This window comes from Rhodoferax potami (assembly GCF_032193765.1).
GTDB classification, from domain to species: Bacteria; Pseudomonadota; Gammaproteobacteria; order Burkholderiales; family Burkholderiaceae_C; genus Allorhodoferax; species Allorhodoferax potami.
Map to the genome: position 1 here is coordinate 2,032,610 of NZ_JAVBIJ010000001.1, position 21,000 is coordinate 2,053,609.

Here is a 21,000-nt window from a genome sequence, read left to right on the forward strand (position 1 = left end):
AATTCAGGAGCTACTCGCGCATATTCTATGAGCGCCAGCGGCTATTTTTATTCATATTTTCAGCGGGTTTCCACTACACAGAAGCTGGCGGCATAGTCGGTTTCGTCCGTCACAGTGATGTGGGCCTGCAGCCCTTGGGCTTCAAACCAGGTCTTCAGCTCACCATGCAACACGATGACCGGCTTGCCACTGCGCTCGTTGGCAATCTCGCACAGCTTCCAGCTCATGGGCATGCGCATGCCCAGCCCGATGGCCTTGCTGAAGGCCTCTTTGGCACTGAAGCGGGTGGCGAGGTAACGCAAGCCGCGCTCGGGCCAGCGGGCGCTGCGGGCCTTCCAGGTAGCCAGTTCCGCGTCGGACAGCACCTTGGCCGCAAATCGCTCGCCATGGCGCTCTACGCTGGCGCGTATGCGGCGCACATCGCAGATGTCAGTGCCAATGCCGTATATCAAGGCGCGCCTTTATTGCCCGAGGCAAGCCAGATAGGCCTTGATAGTGGCGGTGTAGCCCAGCTCCAGCGCATCAGCTATTAAAGCGTGGCCAATGGACACTTCTTGCAATCCCGGCACCTGCTGCGCAAACGCAGCGAGGTTGTCACGGTTCAAATCATGGCCCGCATTCACGCCGAGGCCCGCGTCCAGTGCCGCTTGGGCAGCAGCGGCAAAGCGATCCAATTGCGCTTGCTGATCCGCGGTGCCCCAAGCAGCGGCAAACGGCTCGGTGTAGAGCTCAACGCGGTCAGCACCCACCGCTTTGGCAGCCGCCATGGCCGCCGGGTCTGCGTCCATGAACAAACTCACGCGCAGGTTCAGGGCGTGGGCTTCGGCAATCAAGGGTTGCAAGCGTGCAGCATCCGTGGGGAAGCTCCAGCCGTGGTCACTGGTGAATTGACCTTCCGAGTCGGGTACGAACGTCACTTGGTGCACCGGCAAGCCGCGCTGGCGCAGGTCGCGCACGCAGTCCATCAGGTTGTGAAATGGGTTGCCTTCGACGTTGAACTCACGATCGGGCCAGGCTTTGAGCAGCTCCGCCAAGTCCAATACATCCTGCGCGCGGATGTGGCGGGCATCAGGGCGCGGGTGCACCGTGATTCCGGCTGCGCCCGCCTCCAGGCACAAAGTCGCTGCGCGGGTGACGTTGGGAATGCCGAGGTGGCGGGTGTTGCGCACCAGCGCTACTTTGTTCAGGTTGACGGAGAGATGGGTTTTCATAGGTTTTGAATATCAATCATCATCTGCCGCGTGCGCAGCGTCTTGACGCCGCAATGGTAGTGCAGCAGCGCCCGTAGCTGAGGTTTGAGTTCCGACATCACCTCGGCGCAAGCCCGTAGGGTGGTGGTGAAGGGGGCGTCGTCCGCGATCGCATCTTGCAGTGCCACCCACTGGGTTCCGAGCAGGCCGACACGGTCGTCAGGCCCTGCCTGCCGAAGTCCGCCCTCAGGCACCAGCACATAACGCACATCGGCATGCAAAGGCGCCAGCGTCATGGTTTGTGCATCGAGCTGGGGCAGAAAACCCACCTCACGCAGCAACAGCAACTCGAAGGTCCGCAGGGCCGCCTGCAGCACTTCGTCGTGCTCGCTGGCAATGACGCGGACCACTTGGGCATAGATGTCAAACAGCGCGGCATGCGGGTCGTCCCGCGCCAACAAGGTGATGAGTAACTCGTTGAGGTAGTAGCCAGACAGAAGGGCATCCCCGGTCGGCATCACATGCCCTCCCTGCCACTCCGCACTGCGCAAAGTGCGGATCTCGGCATCGCCTCCAAAGGCCACGTGCAGTGGCTGCAGCGGCAGCAGGATGGGGCGGAAACTCGAAGTGGGCTTTTTCGCCCCTTTGGCGACCAGTGCTACCCGACCGTAATGGCGGGTGAACACTTCCAGAATCAAGCTGCTCTCGCTCCAGTCGTAGCGATGCAATACAAACGCCGGCTCGTCCGCAATCCGTTTGGTCGCCATGAATCGTAGGTGTGCGAGGGCCTAAACCCAGCGAACGCCGCGGGACTGGCTCCGCCAGACCGCAGGCGTTGCCCCCTGCAAGGGGGGTGGCGAAGCGACACGCAGTGCGCGAAGCCTAGGGGTGAATTTACTCATACCCGAAGCTGCGCACGCGCGCTTCGTCATCGGCCCAGCCGGAGCGCACTTTGACCCACAGCTCCAAAAACACCTTGGCGTCTGCCAGCTTTTCAAGTTCCACACGGGTTTCCATGCCGATGCGCTTGATGCGCTCGCCCTTGTCACCGATCACCATGGCCTTGTGGCCATCGCGCTCCACCACGATGGTGGCGGCAATGCGCAACAAGCGCTTCTGGCCCTTTTTCTGGGGTGGCTCTTCTTCGAACTTGTCGATCACCACCGTGGAGGTGTAGGGCAGCTCGTCACCGGTCAGGCGGAACAGCTTTTCGCGGACCAACTCGCTGGCCAGGAATTTCTCGCTGCGGTCGGTCAACTCGTCTTCCGAGTACCACCAGGCTTGCTCGGGCAAGAACTTCTCGCAGATACCCAGCAAGCGCTCAATATCCTTGGCGTTCTTGGCCGACAGCGGAATCATTTCGGTGAATTTGGCGCGGGCCTGCATGGCTTGCAACCAGGGGGCCAGGCTAGCGCGCTCCTTCACGTTGTCCAGCTTGTTGGCGACCAACACGACCGGAATGCCTGTTCCCAGCAGCTTCAATACCTTTTCGTCTGCCGACGTAAAGCTGCCGGCCTCCACCACAAACAGCACCAGGTCCACATCGGACACTGCGCCCTGCACCGCTTTGTTCAAAGACTTGTTCAGCGCGTTGCCGTGAATGGTCTGGAAGCCGGGGGTGTCCACAAACACAAACTGGGTCTGCCCTTCGGTGCGCATGCCGGTGATGCGGTGGCGTGTGGTTTGCGCCTTGCGCGAGGTAATGCTGATCTTTTGCCCCACCAGGGCGTTGAGCAAGGTGGACTTGCCCACGTTGGGCTTGCCCACGATCGCGACCAAGCCGCATCGCTGACCCGCACCATCGGTACCAGGGGTGGCCAATTTGGGCGTGCTCTTGAGCAAGCCTTCGAGCATCGCGTCCAAGTCTGATTGCACCTCGACGGCCTCTACTGGAGTTTGAGAGTCTTTTTGCCCCTTAGCGCCCGTGGATTCTGCGCGAGCAGCTACTTTTTTAGGAGCATTCATGATTTGACCTTTGCTTTAATGGTTTGCAGCATGGCCGCAGCCGCTGCTTGTTCTCCGGCGCGGCGGGATCCGCCGATACCGCGTTCCGACAGGCGCAGCTCAGGGACTTCGCACTCCACGTCAAAACTTTGTTTGTGTGCGGCACCGGTGGTGCCCACCACGGTGTAGACCGGCACCTTCATTTTGCGACCCTGGAGCCACTCCTGCAACTCGGTCTTGGCATCCTTGCCGATAGCCTGCATATGCGGATTGATTTCCACTGCCTCAAACAAGCGGTGGACCAGTGCCTGCGCGGTGTTAAACCCGGCATCCAGATACACCGCGCCAATGATGGCTTCGAGTGCATCCGCCAAGATAGACGCCCGCTTGGGGCCGCCGGAGCGCATCTCCCCCTCACCCAGCTTGAGCACGTCAGGGAGCCCGAGTTTCAGGGCCAGCTCATGCAGGGTTTCCTGGCGGACGAGATTGGCACGTACCCGCGACAGATCGCCCTCAGGCAAACTGCCCAAGCGGGTGTAGAGCAAATCGGAGATCGCCAACCCCAGTACCGAGTCGCCCAGAAACTCCAAGCGCTCGTAGTGGTCAGCAGAGAAGCTGCGATGGGTCAGGGCCCTCGACAGCAATGAAATATTCGAGAACTGGTGCTGCAGTCGCTGCTGCAGCGCGGTCAAACCATCTGTCACTTACTTGGATCGTCCTGCGTATTTAAGGGTGAGGTAGGCCGGGCCGGCCAAATGGATTTCGCGCTCGTACGCGAAACCGACTACCACTTTGTCGCCCACCTTGGTGACTTCGAGGTCCTTGCCGGTAATGGACTTGATGGTGTCCACTTCGGCCTGCTTGTCGAACAGCGCACGCACTTCCACGACCGACTGCCCTGTGGAGGCGCGCTGCACCGCCTTTTCAACCGCGAAATACTCAATCACGGTTGGGAAGGCTTGCGCGGCGACTACGCCCGTCATCGCGAGCACGGCGCCCACAAACAAGAGGCCAATAAAAGAAATTCCGCGCTGTTGAGCTTTGCTGGGCATAGTGAATTTTCCGGACGCTGGTTGGTGAAACACTCAGTGGAATGCGCCAATCCGCTTCAGATTGGTAAAGTTCATCCACACAAAAAACGCTTTGCCGACGATATTTTTATCCGGCACGAAACCCCAGTAACGGGAGTCCAGCGAGTTATCGCGATTGTCACCCATCATGAAGTACTGACCTTCGGGGACTGTGCAGGTGACGCCTTCGACGGTGTAGCTGCAATTCTCCATGCCATCAAACTTCTCGATGCCGGCAATAAAGGCCGGACGGCGAGCGTCGTTCAACAACCGATGCGGCTTCTCGCCCAAGGTCTCTTCAAATTGCTTGAAGTATTGGCTTGCGTCTTCATCCAGGAAATCCGGCAAGGCGTTGGTCTCCACCGGCTTGCCATTGATCGTGAGTCGCTTGTTCAAGTAGGCCACGGTATCCCCGGGCACACCCACGACACGCTTGATGTAATCGAGGCTCGGCTTGGGCGGGTAGCGAAACACCATCACGTCACCGCGCTGGGGTTTGTTGCCTTCCGTGATCTTGAGGTTGATGACCGGCAAGCGGACGCCGTAGGTGAATTTATTCACCAGGATCAAGTCACCGACCAACAGCGTCGGAATCATGGAACCCGAAGGTATTTTGAAAGGCTCAAACAAAAATGAGCGCAACAAAAACACAACGATGATGACGGGAAACAAACCCGCGGTCCAATCCAGCCACCAAGGTTGCATCAGCAACTTGACTTTGGCCTCCTGGATATCGCCGTCGACCTGGGTGATCCCCATTTGGGCCAAGCCCTCGCGGCGCTTGGCGTCTTGTGCTTCCAGTTCCGCCACTGCACGCTGGCGCTGGGGCAGAAAGTAAAAGCGCTCAGCCAACCAATACACACCGGTTACTACGCTGGCCAGGAACAGCAGCAGCGCAAAGTTGCCATCGACCAAACCGAAATACCAAGAGGCTCCATAGGCAACAAAGGCGCCCAATACCGCTGCTGTGAATGCTTGCATTAATCTTCCACTTGGAGAATGGCGAGGAAGGCTTCTTGCGGCACCTCCACAGAGCCGATTTGTTTCATACGCTTTTTACCGGCTTTTTGCTTTTCCAGCAGCTTGCGCTTACGGGAAATGTCGCCGCCATAGCACTTGGCCAACACGTTTTTGCGCAGCGCTTTGATTGTCTCACGCGCAATAATGTTGGCGCCGATGGCCGCTTGGATCGCCACGTCGTACATTTGGCGGGAAATAATTTCGCGCATTTTGGCGACCACAGCGCGGCCCCTGTACTGGCTTTGGGCACGGTGCAGCATGATGGATAACGCATCCACCTTCTCAGAGTTCAACAAAATGTCTACCTTGACGACATCAGCCGCACGGTATTCTTTGAACTCGTAGTCCATGGACGCATAACCCCGGCTCACGCTCTTGAGCTTGTCAAAGAAGTCGAGCACGATTTCGGCCAGTGGCATCTCATAGGTCAGCACAACTTGGCGACCCTTGTAAGCCATATTCATTTGCACGCCGCGCTTTTGGTTGGCAAGCGTCATCACCACACCCACATATTCCTGCGGCATGTAGAGATGCATGGTGACGATGGGCTCGCGAATTTCGGCGGTCTTGCCAATCTCAGGCATCTTTGACGGGTTCTCCACCATCACCACTTCGCCGTCGTTCTTGACCACTTGGTAGATCACACTGGGGGCTGTCGTAATCAAGTCCTGATCGAACTCGCGCTCCAAGCGCTCCTGAACAATTTCCATGTGCAACAGACCCAAAAATCCGCAGCGGAAACCGAAGCCAAGGGCCTGGGAAACTTCCGGCTCATAGTGCAAGGATGCGTCGTTGAGCTTCAGTTTCTCGAGAGCGTCGCGCAGGGAGTCGTACTCACTGGCCTCGGTGGGGTACAAGCCCGCAAAGACTTGGGGCTGAATTTCCTTGAAGCCAGGCAGCGCCTCAGTCGCCGTGGCGGAAGCGCCACCTGTACCGGGCTTGATCAGCGTCACCGTGTCGCCCACTTTGGCGGCCTGCAATTCTTTGATACCAGCAATGATGTAACCCACCTCACCCGCCTCAAGCGACTGCCGCGGCTGATTCGCTGGAGTAAACACACCCAGGTTATCCGCGTTGTAGGTGGCACCCGATGCCATCATCTTGATACGCTCGCCCTTGGCCAGACGACCATCCACCACGCGCACCAGCATGACGACACCCACGTAAGGGTCAAACCAGCTGTCGATGATCATGGCGCGCAATGGGCCATCGGGATTGCCGCGTGGCGAGGGGATCTTGGCGACGATGGACTCCAGAATGTCGTCGATGCCCAATCCCGTCTTGGCCGAGCAGACAATCGCGTCGGTCGCGTCGATACCAATCACGTCTTCGATTTCGCTGCGCGCGTTGTCAGGGTCGGCATTGGGCAGGTCAATCTTGTTGAGTACCGGCAACACTTCCACATTGAGGTCCAGCGCGGTGTAGCAATTGGCCACCGTCTGAGCCTCAACGCCTTGGGAGGCATCGACCACCAGCAACGCACCTTCGCACGCCGACAGCGATCGCGACACTTCATAAGAGAAGTCCACGTGACCAGGTGTGTCAATCAAATTGAGGTTGTAAACCTGGCCATCCTTCGCCTTGTATTGCAGCGCGGCGGTCTGCGCCTTGATGGTTATCCCACGCTCTTTCTCGATGTCCATCGAGTCCAGAACCTGTGCCTCCATCTCGCGCGCTTCCAGTCCGCCGCAACGCTGAATCAAGCGATCGGCCAGCGTGGATTTGCCGTGGTCAATGTGGGCAATGATGGAAAAATTTCGGATGTGATTCATCAACGACGCGCTTCAAGTAATTGAATTAAAAGGATCAGCCATGAAAAAAGGGCGCGTCATGGTGAGACGCGCCCCGAACCAACAATCTTTTGGCAACTGCGATAGTTGGACGTTCATTGTAGGCAAAAAGTCCAAAAAGCACAGCCGAAAAATCCGGACCGGGGGTCGTTGCTACACGGCAACAGCACAAATATTCACAAGTTATCCACAGATTGTGTTTGACGCCGCTGAACAACTTGTGGGAGAGCTGTGGAAGGCCTGTGGGGCAATCTATCGATTCCCACATGATGGATTATCGCAAGTTCCATATACCTGCTTTGATCCATCGACCGCCCGTATTCTAACCACCGCTTTAAAAAAGCCCATGGATTTAGGCCCCCACCCCCATCAAAGCTAGGCGGCAAAATCCATGAGTCAGGCTTTTTTATGCTGCAAACAACCCCATAGCCTGCTGTGCTTTAGGGTTGCTTGGCCTATCGGCCAGCCCGGATCACGGCGAACTGCGTCCAATCACCGCGCCGGAACAACACATTCAAAGCCTTGGTTTTGTCGTGTTTGCCCAGCACTGCCTCGAATTCCTTCACGGTTAACACTTCGACGTTGGCTACTTGCAAAATCACATCCCCCTCACGCAAGCCGGCGCGAGCCGCCGCTTCCGTAGCAGCTTCTATGCGCACGCCTCCACGGACACCCGCTTCTTTTTTCTGGGCGTCTGTGAGTGCGGTCACTGCCAAGCCATACACCTGGGTGGCAATCGATGCCGCCGGACGTTCCTCTTTCGCGGGGGCTTTTGCAACGGGTTTGTCCGCTTCAATTTCAGCGATCACCACTTGCAGTTCTTTGCTGCCACCGCGGCGGAATACGGTCAGAGTGCTTTTGGTTCCGGGCTTGGTGCCACCCACAATGCGCGGTAAGTCGCTGGATTTTTCGATGGCCTTTCCGTCAAAGCGGGTGATGATGTCGCCCGCCTCCACGCCAGCTTTTTCAGCCGGGGATCCAGACTCTACGCCGCGAACCAAGGCACCGGTGGGTTTGCCCAAGCCAATAGATTCCGCAACCTCTTTACTCACCTGATCGATCTGCACACCGATGCGCCCGCGAGACACGCGACCCGACGCGCGCAATTGGTCACTCACCCGGACCGCTTCGTCCATCGGGATGGAAAAAGAAATTCCCATAAAACCGCCGGAGCGTGAATAGATCTGGCTGTTGATCCCGACCACCTCGCCTCGCATATTGATCAAAGGACCACCAGAGTTTCCTGGGTTGATGGCCACGTCGGTCTGTATGAAAGGCAAGAAATCACCGGTGTCACGCTGTTTGGCGCTCACGATACCGGCGGTGACGGTGTTTTCCAGCCCGAACGGAGAACCGATCGCCATGACCCATTCGCCCACCCGAAGGCGGTTCACATCACCCACCTTCACTGCTGGTAAACCGGTCGCGTCAATTTTGACCACCGCCACATCGGAGCGTTTGTCCGCCCCCAGAATCTTGGCTTTGAATTCCCGCTTGTCGGTGAGCGTCACAATGACTTCGTCTGCCCCGTCCACCACGTGCGCATTGGTCATGATCACGCCATCGCTAGTCAAGATGAAACCTGAACCGACACCACGTGGCTGCTCTTCTTCTTGCTGCTGTGGGCGGTTTTGGCGAGGGTTCTGTTTCGGCATGTTGGGAATCGGCAAGCCGAAACGACGGAAGAACTCCAACATTTCCTCTTCATTCGGTCCGCCCTGTTGTGCGCGAGCGCTGACCTTTTCCAAGGTACGGATATTCACGACCGAAGGGCCCACCTGATCCACGAGGTCGGTGAAATCCGGCAATCCGCGGACTTGCGCGTGGGCCGCCGACAAAGGCAAAAACGATGCGGCACATGCACCCAACATGACCGCTAGGCCCCAACGCCGGATTGAAAAGATGTGATGTGTCATGTGGAACGTTTCCTGAAAAAACTGATGAGACAAAGATAGGGTCTTATTTTTTGCGCTCAAGCGCCTGGGTGAACACGGCCAAGGTCCCAGCGGGCACCTCGCCTACCGCAGTGATCCACCAATTGCCGAGCTTGCGTGTTTGCGTCCGGGTAGCGCCGCCCAAATCTGCCGCGCCAACTTGTACGTGGCGGCTAGGATCAAATCGCTCAACAAACAGAGACACGGTCGCCAAACCGTCGGAGAACATCCATTGCATGGAGGTATCTGTTTTGCCGGAAGCACCTGCCAACAAGGCCACCGGGCGTATGTAACAACCGCCGGGCTTGAATCCGGGCACCCCCCCATTCATAGCCCATCCTTGGGCAGCGGCGCTCGTTTTCTCCGTGGTGCGCCGCTCAATGCGATAACCCTCGGTTTGCCCCATCATTTGGTTGAGCTTGGCAGAGCTCACTTGGGCATCCATGTTGAGCTCTGAGAATGCGGACTGCTCCAGCGTTTTTCCGTCGACATCCAGTGTTTGCAGCTGGATCACCAGACCAGTTTTCTTCTCACTCCACACCCGGTATCCGTAACGGAGGCCATCTTTGGCCTGAATGTGAACCACATCTGCATCCACTCCAGCCAAGCGCTCCGATGCCATCGTCTTGAGCGAATAGAACTCATCAAGATCTGCCCCTTTGGACTTCAACAGCCCCGGGAACAAGCTAGTCGCCTCACGCGTCTCGGCAATACCGACCTTGGCCGTCGGGAAGAGCGTCAACACCTCGGAGTTACGCCGGAAGGTGGTGCGGGGCGTACCACTCAATGGCTCAATACGCTCTAACTGCTGCTCGCCTTCACACACATGCCAGATTTTGGCACTTGCCATTTGCGTACCGGCAGACACCACAAAAGTGCCGGTGTAGGTGCGATGTTTGGAGGCCTCATGAAGACGCGTCAGCCAGGCACTCACAGAGTTCTCTTGGGCTATCGCAGGCACCCAAGCCTGCAGGCCCAAAACACAGGCCAGCACGAGCCCACGTGACAACAGCCGGCAGCTACGCACCCAGTTCACCGGGAAGGCCTTTCGTAGGTCGCATTGCGCAGAAAGCCCGAAGGCCCTTGCCAAGCAGAATGTCCGCCCATCTGCTGGTGGGCTTCCATCAAGGCGTCAAGCTGGGGATCGCGCAACATGACACCCGCGTCGGTAGTCGCTGCGGCCAGTGCCGGCCCTGCGGGCGCCGCACTCATGTCGGAAGGGCCTGTACCGGCAATAGGCCAAAGCAAAGAGGCGACACCGCCCACCGCCAACACCAAGGCGATCGACGCAAAGCGACGTGCCTTCCAAAAAGAGGCGTTAGCAGGTGGCGCGCTGCGCAACGCTGCGCCCTGCACGCCAACAGTCGGCATCGACTGGGCTTGCAAGATTGATTCGGAGGCGATTTTTCCCTGGATGGATTGCCAGAACGCCAGATCGCCGGAGGCGCCGGATAGCGGTTCACCGCGCGTAGCTGCCGCGCCAGCGTGCAGGCCTGTCCATGCGGCATAGTGCGCCGGATCCCGCTCCAAGGCATCCAGCAAAGCCCCCAACTCCGTGGAGTCGAGTTCACCGTCTGCCAGCGCAGACAGTTGCTCCTGAACAGACATTTGATTTTGGGAAAGGCGATCCATATGACTTACCAACGCTTGCCGGTTTGTTTATCCAAAAGAGGTTTCAACTTTGCAGAAATCGCTTCACGAGCACGGAAGATCCGTGATCGGACAGTTCCGATCGGGCATGCCATAGAGAGTGAAATTTCTTCATAACTCAAACCTTCGATTTCCCGGAGTACGACAGCCTGCCGGAGCTCATCCGGCAAAGCCTCCATCGCAGCATTCACCACACCGGCAATTTCCTTGGCGGCCAGCACGGTTTCGGGTGTTTCTTCGTTACTTGGTTCGTTTTGGCGGAAAGAAGTTTCATCTTCTTCATCACGGGCAAAGAAAGACTCCGAAATAGTGCGATCTCTCTTCAGCTCCAACAACGACTTTTTGGCCGTGTTGACGGCAATTCTGTACAGCCAAGTGTAGAACTGCGCATCGCCGCGGAATTGATGAAGCGCCCGGTAGGCACGGATAAAGGTTTCTTGGGTGATGTCTTCCACCAAATCCACATCCCGGACCATGCGCCCAACCAGCCGCTGGATACGCCGCTGGTATTTCAGGACCAGCAGGCCATACGCACGTTGATCACCTGCGATCGTGCGTTCGACCAAGGGCCAATCAGCGTCGGGAGCGGGTTCCACGATGTCTGTCATGGGTGCATCCCCACCGCGGGCGCAACTGACACCTCCGCGCCCCAAGCTGTTTCCTCACACCAGACCAAGGCACGCCGGACGGAGCGCCAACGCTCGGGATTCAGAGCATCGGCCTCCAACCACACACCAAATTGCTGACCATGCTCCGGTTGCAACAGCACCCACAAGGTGCGCTGAAAGTCGTACTGAATGCGCACAGCCTTGATGGGTTGGGACAGGCTCCCCCAATACCAAGTCTCACCATCCCAACGCAACCGCCCTTCAGGCATACGACGCCACGAGAGCACTAAATTTGCACTCAGGACGCCCCAAGCGGCCCACACAGCCAGCGTTCGGTCCCATGCTTGGCCACTCCAAACGCTGTAGAGCGGCGCGCACAAGAACAAAAAAATCAGGCCGGCAAAAAGCCAGCCCAACCTTTTTGACCGCGAAACCTGCAGACTTGTCGCCGGTGGACGTTGCATGGAGGGTCAGTGTGACTGGCCGTGTGTATTAAATGCGTTTGAACACCAGCGTGCCGTTGGTACCGCCAAACCCGAAGTTGTTTTTGACAGCGACATCGATCTTCATATCGCGGGCCGTGTTGGCGCAGTAATCAAGATCGCATTCCGGATCTTGATTAAAGATATTGATGGTTGGCGGGCTCTTTTGGTGGTGCAAAGCCAATACCGTGAACACCGACTCCAAGCCACCTGCGCCACCCAAAAGGTGCCCGGTCATGGACTTGGTGGAGTTCACCACCACGCGTTTGGCGTGATCACCCAAAGCGGCCTTGATGGCATTGGATTCATTCACATCGCCCAGCGGCGTGGAGGTGCCGTGGGCATTGAGGTAATCCACTTGGTCGGCATTGACACCTGCATTGCGCATGGCGCTCAACATGGCACGACGGGGGCCATCCATATTGGGGGCTGTCATGTGCCCAGCATCTGCACTCATACCAAAACCGGCCAATTCAGCGTAGATCTTGGCCCCGCGTGCCTTGGCGTGTTCGTACTCTTCGAGCACCATTACGCCGCCGCCTTCGCCCAAAACAAAGCCATCACGATCTTTGTCCCAAGGGCGGGAGGCGGTTGTCGGGTCGTCATTGCGGGTACTCAGGGCGCGCATGGCAGCGAAACCACCAATACCCAAGGGGGATACGGTCGCTTCAGAACCACCAGCAACCATCACGTCCGCATCACCGTACTCAATCATGCGGCCCGCTTCACCAATGCAATGCAAACCGGTCGTGCACGCTGTGACGATGGCAATGTTCGGGCCTTTGAAGCCGTAGCGCATGGACACATGGCCAGCAGTCATGTTGATGATAGAAGCCGGCACAAAAAATGGAGAAATCCGGCGCGGACCGCGGTTGGTGTACTCCGCGTGTGTGTTTTCGATCATTGGCAGGCCGCCAATGCCAGAGCCGATCACGCAACCAATGCGCGTGGACTCTTCGTCACTCAGGGCATCGCCGGTCTTAAGACCGGAGTCGACCACTGCCTGCATGGCAGCCGCGATACCGTAGTGGATAAAGGTATCCATGGTGCGGGCTTCTTTGGAGTTGATGTACGCCTCCAACTCGAAGTTACGCACTTCCCCGGCGATCTTGCAGGCAAAAGCAGATGCGTCGAACTTGGAAATGACATCAATACCGGACTTACCTGCCAGCAAATTGGACCAAGCCTCTGTCACCGTATTACCTACGGGACTGACACAACCTAAACCAGTGACAACAACGCGACGACGGGACATAGAAACCTGGATTCAATAGTTCGTCAAAGAAGTACCGCCATAGCGGCGATACAGAGAATAGGGGAGGAACCGGCCGGACACCTGCAGGCGATGATCCTGCGGTTGCCGGCCGGGTTGGCAAAGCGCACTAGCGCATTGCCCAAGGCTATTAGGCCTTTTTGTGGGTGTTCGCGTAATCGATCGCGTTTTGCACGGTAGTGATCTTTTCTGCGTCTTCGTCCGGGATTTCAATTCCGAACTCATCTTCCAAAGCCATCACCAGTTCCACTGTGTCCAAGGAGTCAGCACCCAGGTCTGCCACAAAGGACTTTTCGCTGGTAACTTGAGACTCTTCCACGCCGAGTTGTTCAGCAATGATTTTTTTGACACGGACTTCGATATCGCTCATGGGTTCCCTCTAAGGGTTGTAAAAGAATCCGAGATTTTACCCGCCCTAGAGACAAGTCTCTAACCGGGTCGCCGTTCGGACACATCGGCGGTTTTTTTCTTACATGTACATGCCGCCATTCACGTGCATTTCCTGCCCCGTGACATAGCCCGCCTGAGGGGACGCAAGGTAGCACACCGCGTGCGCAATATCCGAGGGTTTGCCCAAATGCCCGAGGGGAATCTGGCCCAGCAAGGCTTTTTGTTGCTCTTCCGGCAGGCCGGCCGTCATGTCGGTTTCAATAAATCCGGGCGCCACACAATTGACGGTGATGTTGCGCGAGCCAAGCTCCCGGGCCAGCGCACGGGTCATGCCCGCCACGCCCGCTTTGGCGGCTGCGTAGTTGGCCTGACCGGGGTTGCCGGACGCTCCGACCACCGAGGTGATGCTGATGATGCGGCCATACCGTTGCTTCATCATGGTGCGCAACACAGAGCGGCTCATGCGAAACACTCCCTTGAGATTGGTGTCAACCACCGCATCCCAGTCGTCATCTTTCATGCGCATGGCCAGTGTGTCGCGGGTAATGCCGGCGTTGTTCACCAGAACATGCAAGCCACCGAACTCTTTGGCGATCGCATCTACCAACGCCTCAGCCGCAGCGCCATCATTCACATCCAAAGTGCGACCATCACAGCCTGCAAAGCCTGACAAGGCCTCACGGATTTTTGCCGCACCAGCGTCCGAGGTGGCAGTACCGATCACCTTGACGCCTTTGCGCGCCAATTCCAATGCGATGGATGCGCCGATGCCTCGCGAGGCACCGGTCACCAGCGCCACTTGGCCCTCAAACTTGATTTCGCTCATGCCAACAATCCTTTCACTTCTTCCAGTGTCGCAGGATCAAACAGGGCAGCCCCTGTCATTTCTGCGTCAATCCGCTTGACCATACCGGCCAGCACCTTGCCGGGGCCACACTCGACCACCGTGGTCAAGCCACGCGCCTTGATGGCCTGGACACATTCCACCCAGCGCACCGGCCCGAAAGCCTGACGGTACAGCGCATCGCGAATGCGGTCTGCATCCATTTCAACAGCGACGTCAATGTTGTTCACCAGCGCAATCTGCGGGGCGGCAATCTCTATCTCTTCCAGGCTCGCCTTGAGCTTTTCTGCCGCTGGCTTCATCAGGCTGGAGTGGAACGGGGCCGACACCGGCAAGAGCAAAGCGCGCTTGGCACCTGCTGCTTTCAAAATTTCACACGCCTTGTCCACCGCCGCCTTGCTACCCGCGATAACGGTTTGACCTGCGTCGTTGAAGTTCACAGCTTCGACGACTTCAGAGCCAGAACCAGCCATAGCCGCCGTAGCTTCTGCGCAACCCGCTATCACTTTCGTAGCATCCATACCCAAAATGGCTGCCATCGCGCCTACACCTACCGGTACCGCCTCTTGCATCGCCTGGGCACGCAAGCGCACCAACGGCGCTGCCTGCGCCAAGGTCAAGGCACCTGCAGCAACCAATGCCGAGTACTCACCCAGTGAATGGCCCGCTACCACTTGGGGCGCTACGCCGGTTTCTGACATCCAAACCCGATACGCCGCCACTGCAGCCACCAACATCACCGGCTGGGTGTTGGTCGTGAGAGCCAATGCCTCTTTGGGTCCTTCGTGAATCAGCTTGGCAACATCTTCGCCCAAGGCGTCAGACGCTTCCTTTAAGGTTTCCAACACGATGGGGTGTGCGCCCCATGCATCCAGCATGCCCACCGATTGGGAGCCTTGACCGGGAAATACAAAAGCAAATGGTTTCATAGAAAATTCTTCGTCAAATTGAGCTCTAGCCTTGATTCTGCTTGCACGACGCGCTACAAAGTCAGGAGCACCGCACCCCAGGTGAAGCCACCACCTACGCCTTCCAGCATCAGGTTCTGGCCCGGCTTGACCCGACCGGCACGTACCGCAGAGTCCAATGCCAGCGGAATAGAGGCCGCCGAGGTATTGCCATGTTGATCCACCGTCACCACCACTTTGTCCATGGGCAGCTTCAGCTTCTTGGCGGTGCTTTGCATGATGCGGATATTGGCTTGGTGAGGAATCAACCAATCGATATCCGCTTCGGTCTTGCCGGCTTTCGCCAGCGTCGCCCGTGCTGCATCTTCCAGCACGCCAACCGCCAACTTGAATACCGCTTGCCCATCCATCTTGAGCAAGGGGTCGCCCAGAATGTGTCCGTTTGATACATGTCCGGGCACACAAAGAACACCGACATGCTTACCATCCGCATGCAAGTCACTGGCGAGGATACCCGGGGTTTCCGATGCTTCTAAGACCACGGCACCCGCACCATCGCCAAACAGCACACACGTCGTACGGTCGGTGAAATCCAGCAAACGGGAAAACACTTCGGCCCCCACGACAAGCGCTTTGCTCGCACCGCCGGTGCGAATCATCGCGTCAGCCACTGTCAGCGCGTAAACGAAGCCGCTGCAAACGGCCTGCACATCAAAAGCGGCACATCCGTTGGCACCCAGCTTGTTTTGCAAGATACATGCGGTGGAGGGGAACACCATGTCCGGCGTGGAGGTGGCGACGATGATCAAGTCAATGTCTTGCGCCTGCAAGCCCGCTGCGCTCAAAGCGCTTTTGCAGGCCTCCAGCGCCAAGTCGCTGCTGTAAACACCAGCTTCCACAAAGTGGCGAGCGCGAATACCGGTGCGCTCCACGATCCATTCATCAGAGGTCTCAACCCCTTGGGCTGCCAGCTGCGCCGCCAGGTCCGCGTTGGTCAACCGGCGGGGAGGCACATAGCTACCTGTGCCTGTAATTCGGGAATAACGTGTCATGGGTGTTGTAGCGTGCACCCGTTCAGACTAAGCCTCTGCTTCAGCAACCGCTAAAAGTGGTGCAGCCTTGGCAATGCGAACCTGAACGCGGTCCAGCAAGTTGTTTCGGGCTGCATCATACGCGCGGTTCAAGGCATTGCCGAACGACAGACTGTCGGCAGAACCATGGCTCTTGAACACCAGACCGCGCAAGCCCAAAAGGGCTGCACCGTTGTAACGACGATGATCAAAGCGGTTTTTAAACGCATTTAGAACCGAATAAGCAGCAATAGCCGCCATTTTTGTCAAGATATTGCGTGAAAACTCAGCCTTCAAAAACGTGCCAAACATCGAGGCCAGGCCTTCGCTGGTTTTGAGCGCCACATTGCCCACAAAACCGTCACACACGACGATCGCAGCAGTGCCTTTGAAGATGTCGTTGCCTTCCACATTACCCACAAAGTTCAGATCACCCGTTTTCGCGGCTGTTCGCAGAAGTTCACCTGCTTTTTTGATGACTTCGTTGCCTTTGATGACCTCTTCACCAATATTGAGTAAGCCCACCGACGGTGACTCATCGCCGCTGAGCACCGACACCAGCGCCGAGCCCATGACCGCAAACTGCAGCAGGTGTTCGGCCGAGCAATCCACATTGGCCCCCAGATCCAGCACCGTGGTTGCACCACCCTTCGCATTGGGGATTTGTCCGGCAATTGCCGGCCGCTCGATACCATCCAGCGTTTTCAAGATGTAGCGGGAGATAGCCATCAACGCGCCGGTGTTTCCCGCAGACACAGCCGCTTGCGCTGCCCCGTCTTTCACTTGCTGAATCGCCACCCGCATGGAAGAGTCTTTCTTCTTGCGCAAGGCGACCTCAAGGGCATCGTCCATGGTGACCACTTCTGTGGTGACCACCACGGTCGCGCGCGGATGGGAAAAGCCCTTCAGCGCATCGGCCAAGCCCACCAAGACCAACGCAGCATCCGGATGACGATCCAGAAACTCACGACAAGCAGGTAGCGTTACCTCTGGGCCATGGTCTCCGCCCATGCAATCAACGGCAATCGTAATCATGCGCAATTCAATCCAACAACAATAAAGCGGGCAATTATCTGACCCCAAAATGACAAAAGCCCGTCGCTACAGAAACTGTAGCTTCGGGCTTTGCGGGATTCAGGTGAATCAGGCTTCAGATTTTGTCTTCAACACCTTGCGACCGCGGTAGAAACCGGTGGGGCTGATGTGGTGACGCAAGTGAATTTCGCCGGTGGTGGGTTCCACTGCGATACCGGGCACGTTCAGTGCATTGTGCGAACGGTGCATACCGCGCTTGGAAGGAGATTTTTTGTTTTGTTGAACTGCCATGATCGGCTCCTGGGCAAAGGTGCTGCGCAGGCGGCAACACGGTTGGGGTTAGTAAAACGCGGCAGGTCTGGCACGCGGAGCCTCAGATTATAGCCCAAACTTCGCGCAGCCTCCAACCCCTACTTTTTGAGCTGCTGCAACACCGCAAAAGGATTCGGCTTTTCCGTGGGCGCATCGACGAAATCAGCGTCTGCCGCCTGAAGCTTGACCGGCGCGGGGCACTCCTCATGCTTGGGAACCGGCGGGACTGACATCAATAGTTCGTCCTCGACCAGCTCCAGCAGATTGAATTCACGGCTGAGCACCAAGACGTCTTCCTCTGATTCTTCGTCTTCCACCTCAGCGAGTGCCTCGCTGGCAACAAAACGGAAAGAACGCTCGAAAGACACCTCCGTTGCAACCGGCCCCAAACAACGCTGACAAGTCATCACCAAAGTGGTGGAACCCTCTAGATGGAGCCATGGTTCAGGCTGGCCGACGGCATCTTCTTGCATTTCTCCGTCCGCGGAGAAGCTCACCAATGTTCCCTCGATCGGGCCCAGGGATTCCTCGCGCAAACGCTCCATTTCCGCCAACGGGACGCTGCCCTCCAATGCGCCTGAAGCTTGTGCGAAGGCTTTGACAGGAAGGCTGCGGGGTACGTATTCATGTTTCATCCGCGCAGTGTAAGAGAATCGCTACATGCAAAGCTCCCCTTCCAGAAAACTCGTCCTAGGCTCCACCTCGGTATACCGGCGCGAACTCCTGGCGCGATTGCGCCTGCCTTTTATCGTTGCGGCACCTGATGTAGATGAAACACCACTTCCCGGCGAAGCACCCGCTGCCCTTGCCCGCCGACTCGCCCTGGCCAAGGCCCGCGCGGTCGCAGACACGCACCCCGATTGCATTGTGATCGGCTCAGACCAAGTCGCCGACCTGCACGGCCAGCCCTTGGGCAAGCCGGGCACGCATGACCGTGCCGTGGCTCAGTTGCAGGCCATGCGCGGTCAAACGGTGATTTTTCAAACTGCAGTGGCCGTGGTGTGCAAAGCCAGCGGCTTTGTGCAAGAGGACCTGGCACCTGTGAGGGTGCAGTTCAGGGACTTGGGCGATGCAGAAATCGAACAATACCTGCGCGCGGAAACGCCCTATGACTGCGCAGGCAGCGCCAAGAGCGAAGGCTTGGGCATCAGCCTGCTGGAAGCGATTGACAACGACGACCCTACGGCGCTGGTCGGACTACCGCTGATTCGCACCTGCCGCATGCTGCGTGCAGCCGGCTTGAACCTGTGGGAGCAAGCAACATGACCGGCACCCTGTATTTGGTGCCGGCGCCGCTGGATTTCGGCTGCGCAAGCCAAAGCGCCCTCTCCGACAGCATGCCGCAGCAAACCCTGCAGCGTGCGGCCGCCTTGCGCTACTGGATTTGCGAGAACGCCAAAAGCACCCGGGCCTACCTCAAGCGCGTGGGTGAATCTCACCCTTTGAATACAACGATTCAAGACATGCAGCTCCAGGAGCTCCCTAGGGAGGTGCATAAAAAAGGCGACCACCTTGGCGGCTTCGACGCCAAACCCCTGCTCGCCGCTGCTTTGCAAGGCCATGACGTTGGGCTGGTCAGCGAAGCCGGTATGCCTGCCATTGCCGACCCGGGCTCGTCGGTGGTGCGTGCTGCCCATGAGTTGGGGATTCCGGTGGTGCCCTTGGTGGGACCGGTATCGCTTTTGCTGGCTCTGGCTGCCAGTGGGTTGAACGGCCAGAACTTTGCGTTTGTCGGCTATGTGCCGTCTGAACCCTCAGAACGGGTCAAGCGCATCAAAGAGTTGGAATCCTTGGCGCTTAAATCCGGGCAGACCCAGATTTTTATCGAGACGCCCTACCGCAACACCGCCCTGCTGCAGAGCCTGCTGCAAACGCTGCAAACCAACACCCGGCTAGCCACCTCCAGCGGCCTGACACTGGCAACCGCTTGCACCCATAGCCAGACCGTCAAGCACTGGAAACACAGCGGCTGGGCCTTGGACAACGCCACGCCAACTGTGTTCGCCCTCGGCCGCTAGCCCCCCCCGTTCAGTGAAGCGCTGGCAACGAGCGCAGCGCCTTCACTGCACCGTCGCCGATCGAGGCACCAAAACGCTTGACAAGCCGCTCGGCCACATTTTCCTTGCGGGTGTAGTCCACGATCTCTTCGGCCTTCACGACTTCACGGGCCACGTAATCAATATTGCCCAGCTTGTCGGCCAAGCCGAGGTCGATCGCCTGCTGACCGGTCCAGAATAAACCGCTGAATATCTCCGGGGTCTCGGTGAGCCGCTTGCCGCGGCCCTCTTTCACCACGGCAATGAATTGCTGGTGAATCTGGTCCAACATGGACTGGGCGAAGGCACGTTGCTTCTCGGTCTGGGGGCTGAACGGATCGAGCAAACCCTTGTTCTCCCCTGCCGTCATCAAACGGCGCTCCACACCGAGCTTGTCCATCAAGCCGGTGAAACCAAAACCGTCCATCAGCACTCCGATGCTGCCAACGATGCTGGCCTTGTCGACATAGATTTCATCGGCTGCTACAGCGATGTAGTACGCGGCGGAAGCACAGGTCTCTTCGACCACTGCATAGACCGGTTTGTTGTGCAGCGCTTTCAGACGCCGGATCTCATCATTGATGATGCCGGCTTGCACCGGGCTACCTCCCGGGGAGTTGATCAACAAGACCACGGCCTTCGCCCCCTGATCTTCAAAGGCTGAGCGCATGGAGGCTACGACCACATCGGCACTGGCTTCATTGCCTGACGCAATTTCGCCCCGGATGCTCACGACCGCCGTATGGGGTGTGGCGATATCGGCGGGCGCGCCGCTTTGCTGCAAGCCCATCCACACCACCACCGACAGAAACACCAGCCAGGCAATCCGGATGCCATTGCGCCACCGGCGCGCGCTGCGTTGCTCGACCAAGGTTGCGGTTGCGAGCTTTTCAAGCGTAGCGCGCTCCCAGCCCGCGTCAGAATTTTTGGCGGTGCTCGCTATCTTTTCAGGAGCTGCTTGCGCAGACTCATTGCCGGCTACAGGCATATTTGGATCTTCAGGCATACCTGTCGGCATATGGGGTTCCGTCATTTAAAACACTACCGGTTGGAGATGGGAGGAAGTATGCCAGTGGACGACGCCATCCACCTCAGACAATGCGATCGAGACCAGCCCGCCTCGGCACGGGCCGGTGCGGCACATGCCGGTTTGGGGGCTGTACATGGCGCCATGGGTAGCACATATCAACCAATGACCGGTCAAATCAAAGAACCGGTTGGGCTGGTAGTCCATTTCCATGGGAACGTGCGAGCAACGATTCAAATAGGCATACACCTTGCCCGCATAGCGAATCGCAAAGGCGTAACAAGTCTGCCCGCAATAGATCACATCAAAAGGCACCGCCAGCCCGCTATCCACCAAATCAGCGGAGTTGCACAAGGCAATTCCGGGCGTGTCGGGAAGGGTGTCTGGCATGGTGGCTCCTGATCTGGCGTGTCAAAG

General features: G+C 57.8%; 25 protein-coding genes. 2 read left to right on the top strand and 23 right to left on the bottom strand.

The window, feature by feature from the left end:
* Positions 1-59: 59 nt before the first annotated feature.
* The 21 genes from acpS to RAE21_RS09850 all read right to left on the bottom strand — a co-directional run bounded on the left by acpS (position 60) and on the right by RAE21_RS09850 (position 18,155).
* Positions 60-452 (bottom strand): holo-ACP synthase, encoded by a 393-nt coding sequence (acpS, locus tag RAE21_RS09750; RefSeq protein ID WP_313881180.1) that lies wholly within the window; start codon positions 450-452, stop codon positions 60-62.
* A gap of 9 nt (positions 453-461) precedes the next feature.
* Positions 462-1,211: a pyridoxine 5'-phosphate synthase gene (locus RAE21_RS09755; protein ID WP_313881181.1), complete on the bottom strand. Its 750-nt coding sequence runs from the start codon at positions 1,209-1,211 to the stop codon at positions 462-464.
* A complete protein-coding gene (gene recO, locus RAE21_RS09760; RefSeq protein ID WP_087496867.1) occupies positions 1,208-1,957 on the bottom strand; it encodes a DNA repair protein RecO in 750 nt (249 codons plus the stop codon). Before recO ends, RAE21_RS09755 begins: the two co-directional genes overlap by 4 nt.
* Before the next feature lie 127 nt (positions 1,958-2,084).
* Positions 2,085-3,044, bottom strand: a complete 960-nt coding sequence (gene era / locus RAE21_RS09765) for a GTPase Era (RefSeq protein WP_416221282.1) — start codon at positions 3,042-3,044, stop codon at positions 2,085-2,087.
* A gap of 107 nt (positions 3,045-3,151) precedes the next feature.
* Positions 3,152-3,838, bottom strand: coding sequence for a ribonuclease III (gene rnc / locus RAE21_RS09770; protein WP_313875590.1), 687 nt, complete (start codon positions 3,836-3,838; stop codon positions 3,152-3,154).
* Positions 3,839-4,186: a DUF4845 domain-containing protein gene (locus RAE21_RS09775; RefSeq protein ID WP_313875589.1), complete on the bottom strand. Its 348-nt coding sequence runs from the start codon at positions 4,184-4,186 to the stop codon at positions 3,839-3,841. It abuts the gene before it with no gap.
* 33 nt (positions 4,187-4,219) lie between these two features.
* Positions 4,220-5,185 carry a signal peptidase I gene (gene lepB, locus RAE21_RS09780; protein ID WP_313881184.1) on the bottom strand — a complete coding sequence of 322 codons (966 nt, stop codon included), beginning with the start codon at positions 5,183-5,185 and terminating at the stop codon, positions 4,220-4,222.
* Entirely contained in the window at positions 5,185-6,996 is a 1,812-nt protein-coding gene (lepA, locus tag RAE21_RS09785; protein WP_313881185.1) for a translation elongation factor 4, read from the bottom strand. Before lepA ends, lepB begins: the two co-directional genes overlap by 1 nt.
* Positions 6,997-7,469: 473 nt before the next feature.
* Complete coding sequence (locus RAE21_RS09790; protein WP_313882693.1) at positions 7,470-8,885, bottom strand: Do family serine endopeptidase; 1,416 nt, start codon at positions 8,883-8,885, stop codon at positions 7,470-7,472.
* 88 nt (positions 8,886-8,973) lie between these two features.
* Positions 8,974-9,957, bottom strand: coding sequence for a MucB/RseB C-terminal domain-containing protein (locus RAE21_RS09795; RefSeq protein ID WP_313881186.1), 984 nt, complete (start codon positions 9,955-9,957; stop codon positions 8,974-8,976).
* A 23-nt stretch (positions 9,958-9,980) separates the two neighbouring features.
* A complete protein-coding gene (locus RAE21_RS09800) occupies positions 9,981-10,580 on the bottom strand; it encodes a sigma-E factor negative regulatory protein (RefSeq protein ID WP_313881187.1) in 600 nt (199 codons plus the stop codon).
* 5 nt (positions 10,581-10,585) lie between these two features.
* Complete coding sequence (gene rpoE / locus RAE21_RS09805) at positions 10,586-11,206, bottom strand: RNA polymerase sigma factor RpoE (RefSeq protein ID WP_313881188.1); 621 nt, start codon at positions 11,204-11,206, stop codon at positions 10,586-10,588.
* Positions 11,203-11,475 (bottom strand): hypothetical protein, encoded by a 273-nt coding sequence (locus tag RAE21_RS09810; protein WP_313881189.1) that lies wholly within the window; start codon positions 11,473-11,475, stop codon positions 11,203-11,205. The genes rpoE and RAE21_RS09810 overlap by 4 nt, the downstream gene beginning before the upstream one ends.
* A 223-nt stretch (positions 11,476-11,698) precedes the next feature.
* Positions 11,699-12,943: a beta-ketoacyl-ACP synthase II gene (gene fabF, locus RAE21_RS09815; RefSeq protein ID WP_313881190.1), complete on the bottom strand. Its 1,245-nt coding sequence runs from the start codon at positions 12,941-12,943 to the stop codon at positions 11,699-11,701.
* A gap of 148 nt (positions 12,944-13,091) precedes the next feature.
* Complete coding sequence (acpP, locus tag RAE21_RS09820; protein ID WP_296508934.1) at positions 13,092-13,331, bottom strand: acyl carrier protein; 240 nt, start codon at positions 13,329-13,331, stop codon at positions 13,092-13,094.
* A gap of 99 nt (positions 13,332-13,430) precedes the next feature.
* Positions 13,431-14,177 carry a 3-oxoacyl-ACP reductase FabG gene (gene fabG, locus RAE21_RS09825; RefSeq protein WP_313875581.1) on the bottom strand — a complete coding sequence of 249 codons (747 nt, stop codon included), beginning with the start codon at positions 14,175-14,177 and terminating at the stop codon, positions 13,431-13,433.
* Positions 14,174-15,124 (bottom strand): ACP S-malonyltransferase, encoded by a 951-nt coding sequence (gene fabD / locus RAE21_RS09830; RefSeq protein WP_313881191.1) that lies wholly within the window; start codon positions 15,122-15,124, stop codon positions 14,174-14,176. The genes fabG and fabD overlap by 4 nt, the downstream gene beginning before the upstream one ends.
* Before the next feature lie 53 nt (positions 15,125-15,177).
* Positions 15,178-16,155 carry a beta-ketoacyl-ACP synthase III gene (locus RAE21_RS09835; protein ID WP_313881192.1) on the bottom strand — a complete coding sequence of 326 codons (978 nt, stop codon included), beginning with the start codon at positions 16,153-16,155 and terminating at the stop codon, positions 15,178-15,180.
* 27 nt (positions 16,156-16,182) lie between these two features.
* Positions 16,183-17,208, bottom strand: coding sequence for a phosphate acyltransferase PlsX (gene plsX, locus RAE21_RS09840; RefSeq protein ID WP_313881193.1), 1,026 nt, complete (start codon positions 17,206-17,208; stop codon positions 16,183-16,185).
* 108 nt (positions 17,209-17,316) lie between these two features.
* A complete protein-coding gene (gene rpmF / locus RAE21_RS09845) occupies positions 17,317-17,499 on the bottom strand; it encodes a 50S ribosomal protein L32 (RefSeq protein ID WP_293662562.1) in 183 nt (60 codons plus the stop codon).
* Positions 17,500-17,618: 119 nt separating this feature from the next.
* Positions 17,619-18,155: a YceD family protein gene (locus RAE21_RS09850; protein ID WP_313881194.1), complete on the bottom strand. Its 537-nt coding sequence runs from the start codon at positions 18,153-18,155 to the stop codon at positions 17,619-17,621.
* 25 nt (positions 18,156-18,180) lie between these two features.
* On the opposite strand from RAE21_RS09850, the gene RAE21_RS09855 reads away from it, so the two are divergent.
* Both RAE21_RS09855 and RAE21_RS09860 read left to right on the top strand, forming a co-directional pair.
* Positions 18,181-18,786, top strand: coding sequence for a Maf family nucleotide pyrophosphatase (locus RAE21_RS09855; protein ID WP_313881195.1), 606 nt, complete (start codon positions 18,181-18,183; stop codon positions 18,784-18,786).
* Complete coding sequence (locus tag RAE21_RS09860) at positions 18,783-19,538, top strand: SAM-dependent methyltransferase (RefSeq protein ID WP_313881197.1); 756 nt, start codon at positions 18,783-18,785, stop codon at positions 19,536-19,538. The genes RAE21_RS09855 and RAE21_RS09860 overlap by 4 nt, the downstream gene beginning before the upstream one ends.
* 10 nt (positions 19,539-19,548) lie before the next feature.
* Here the strand turns inward: RAE21_RS09860 and RAE21_RS09865 are convergent, their stop codons facing one another.
* Entirely contained in the window at positions 19,549-20,589 is a 1,041-nt protein-coding gene (locus RAE21_RS09865; protein WP_313881198.1) for a S49 family peptidase, read from the bottom strand.
* Positions 20,590-20,973, bottom strand: coding sequence for a Rieske (2Fe-2S) protein (locus RAE21_RS09870; RefSeq protein ID WP_313881199.1), 384 nt, complete (start codon positions 20,971-20,973; stop codon positions 20,590-20,592).
* Between the last annotated feature and the right edge of the window lie 27 nt (positions 20,974-21,000).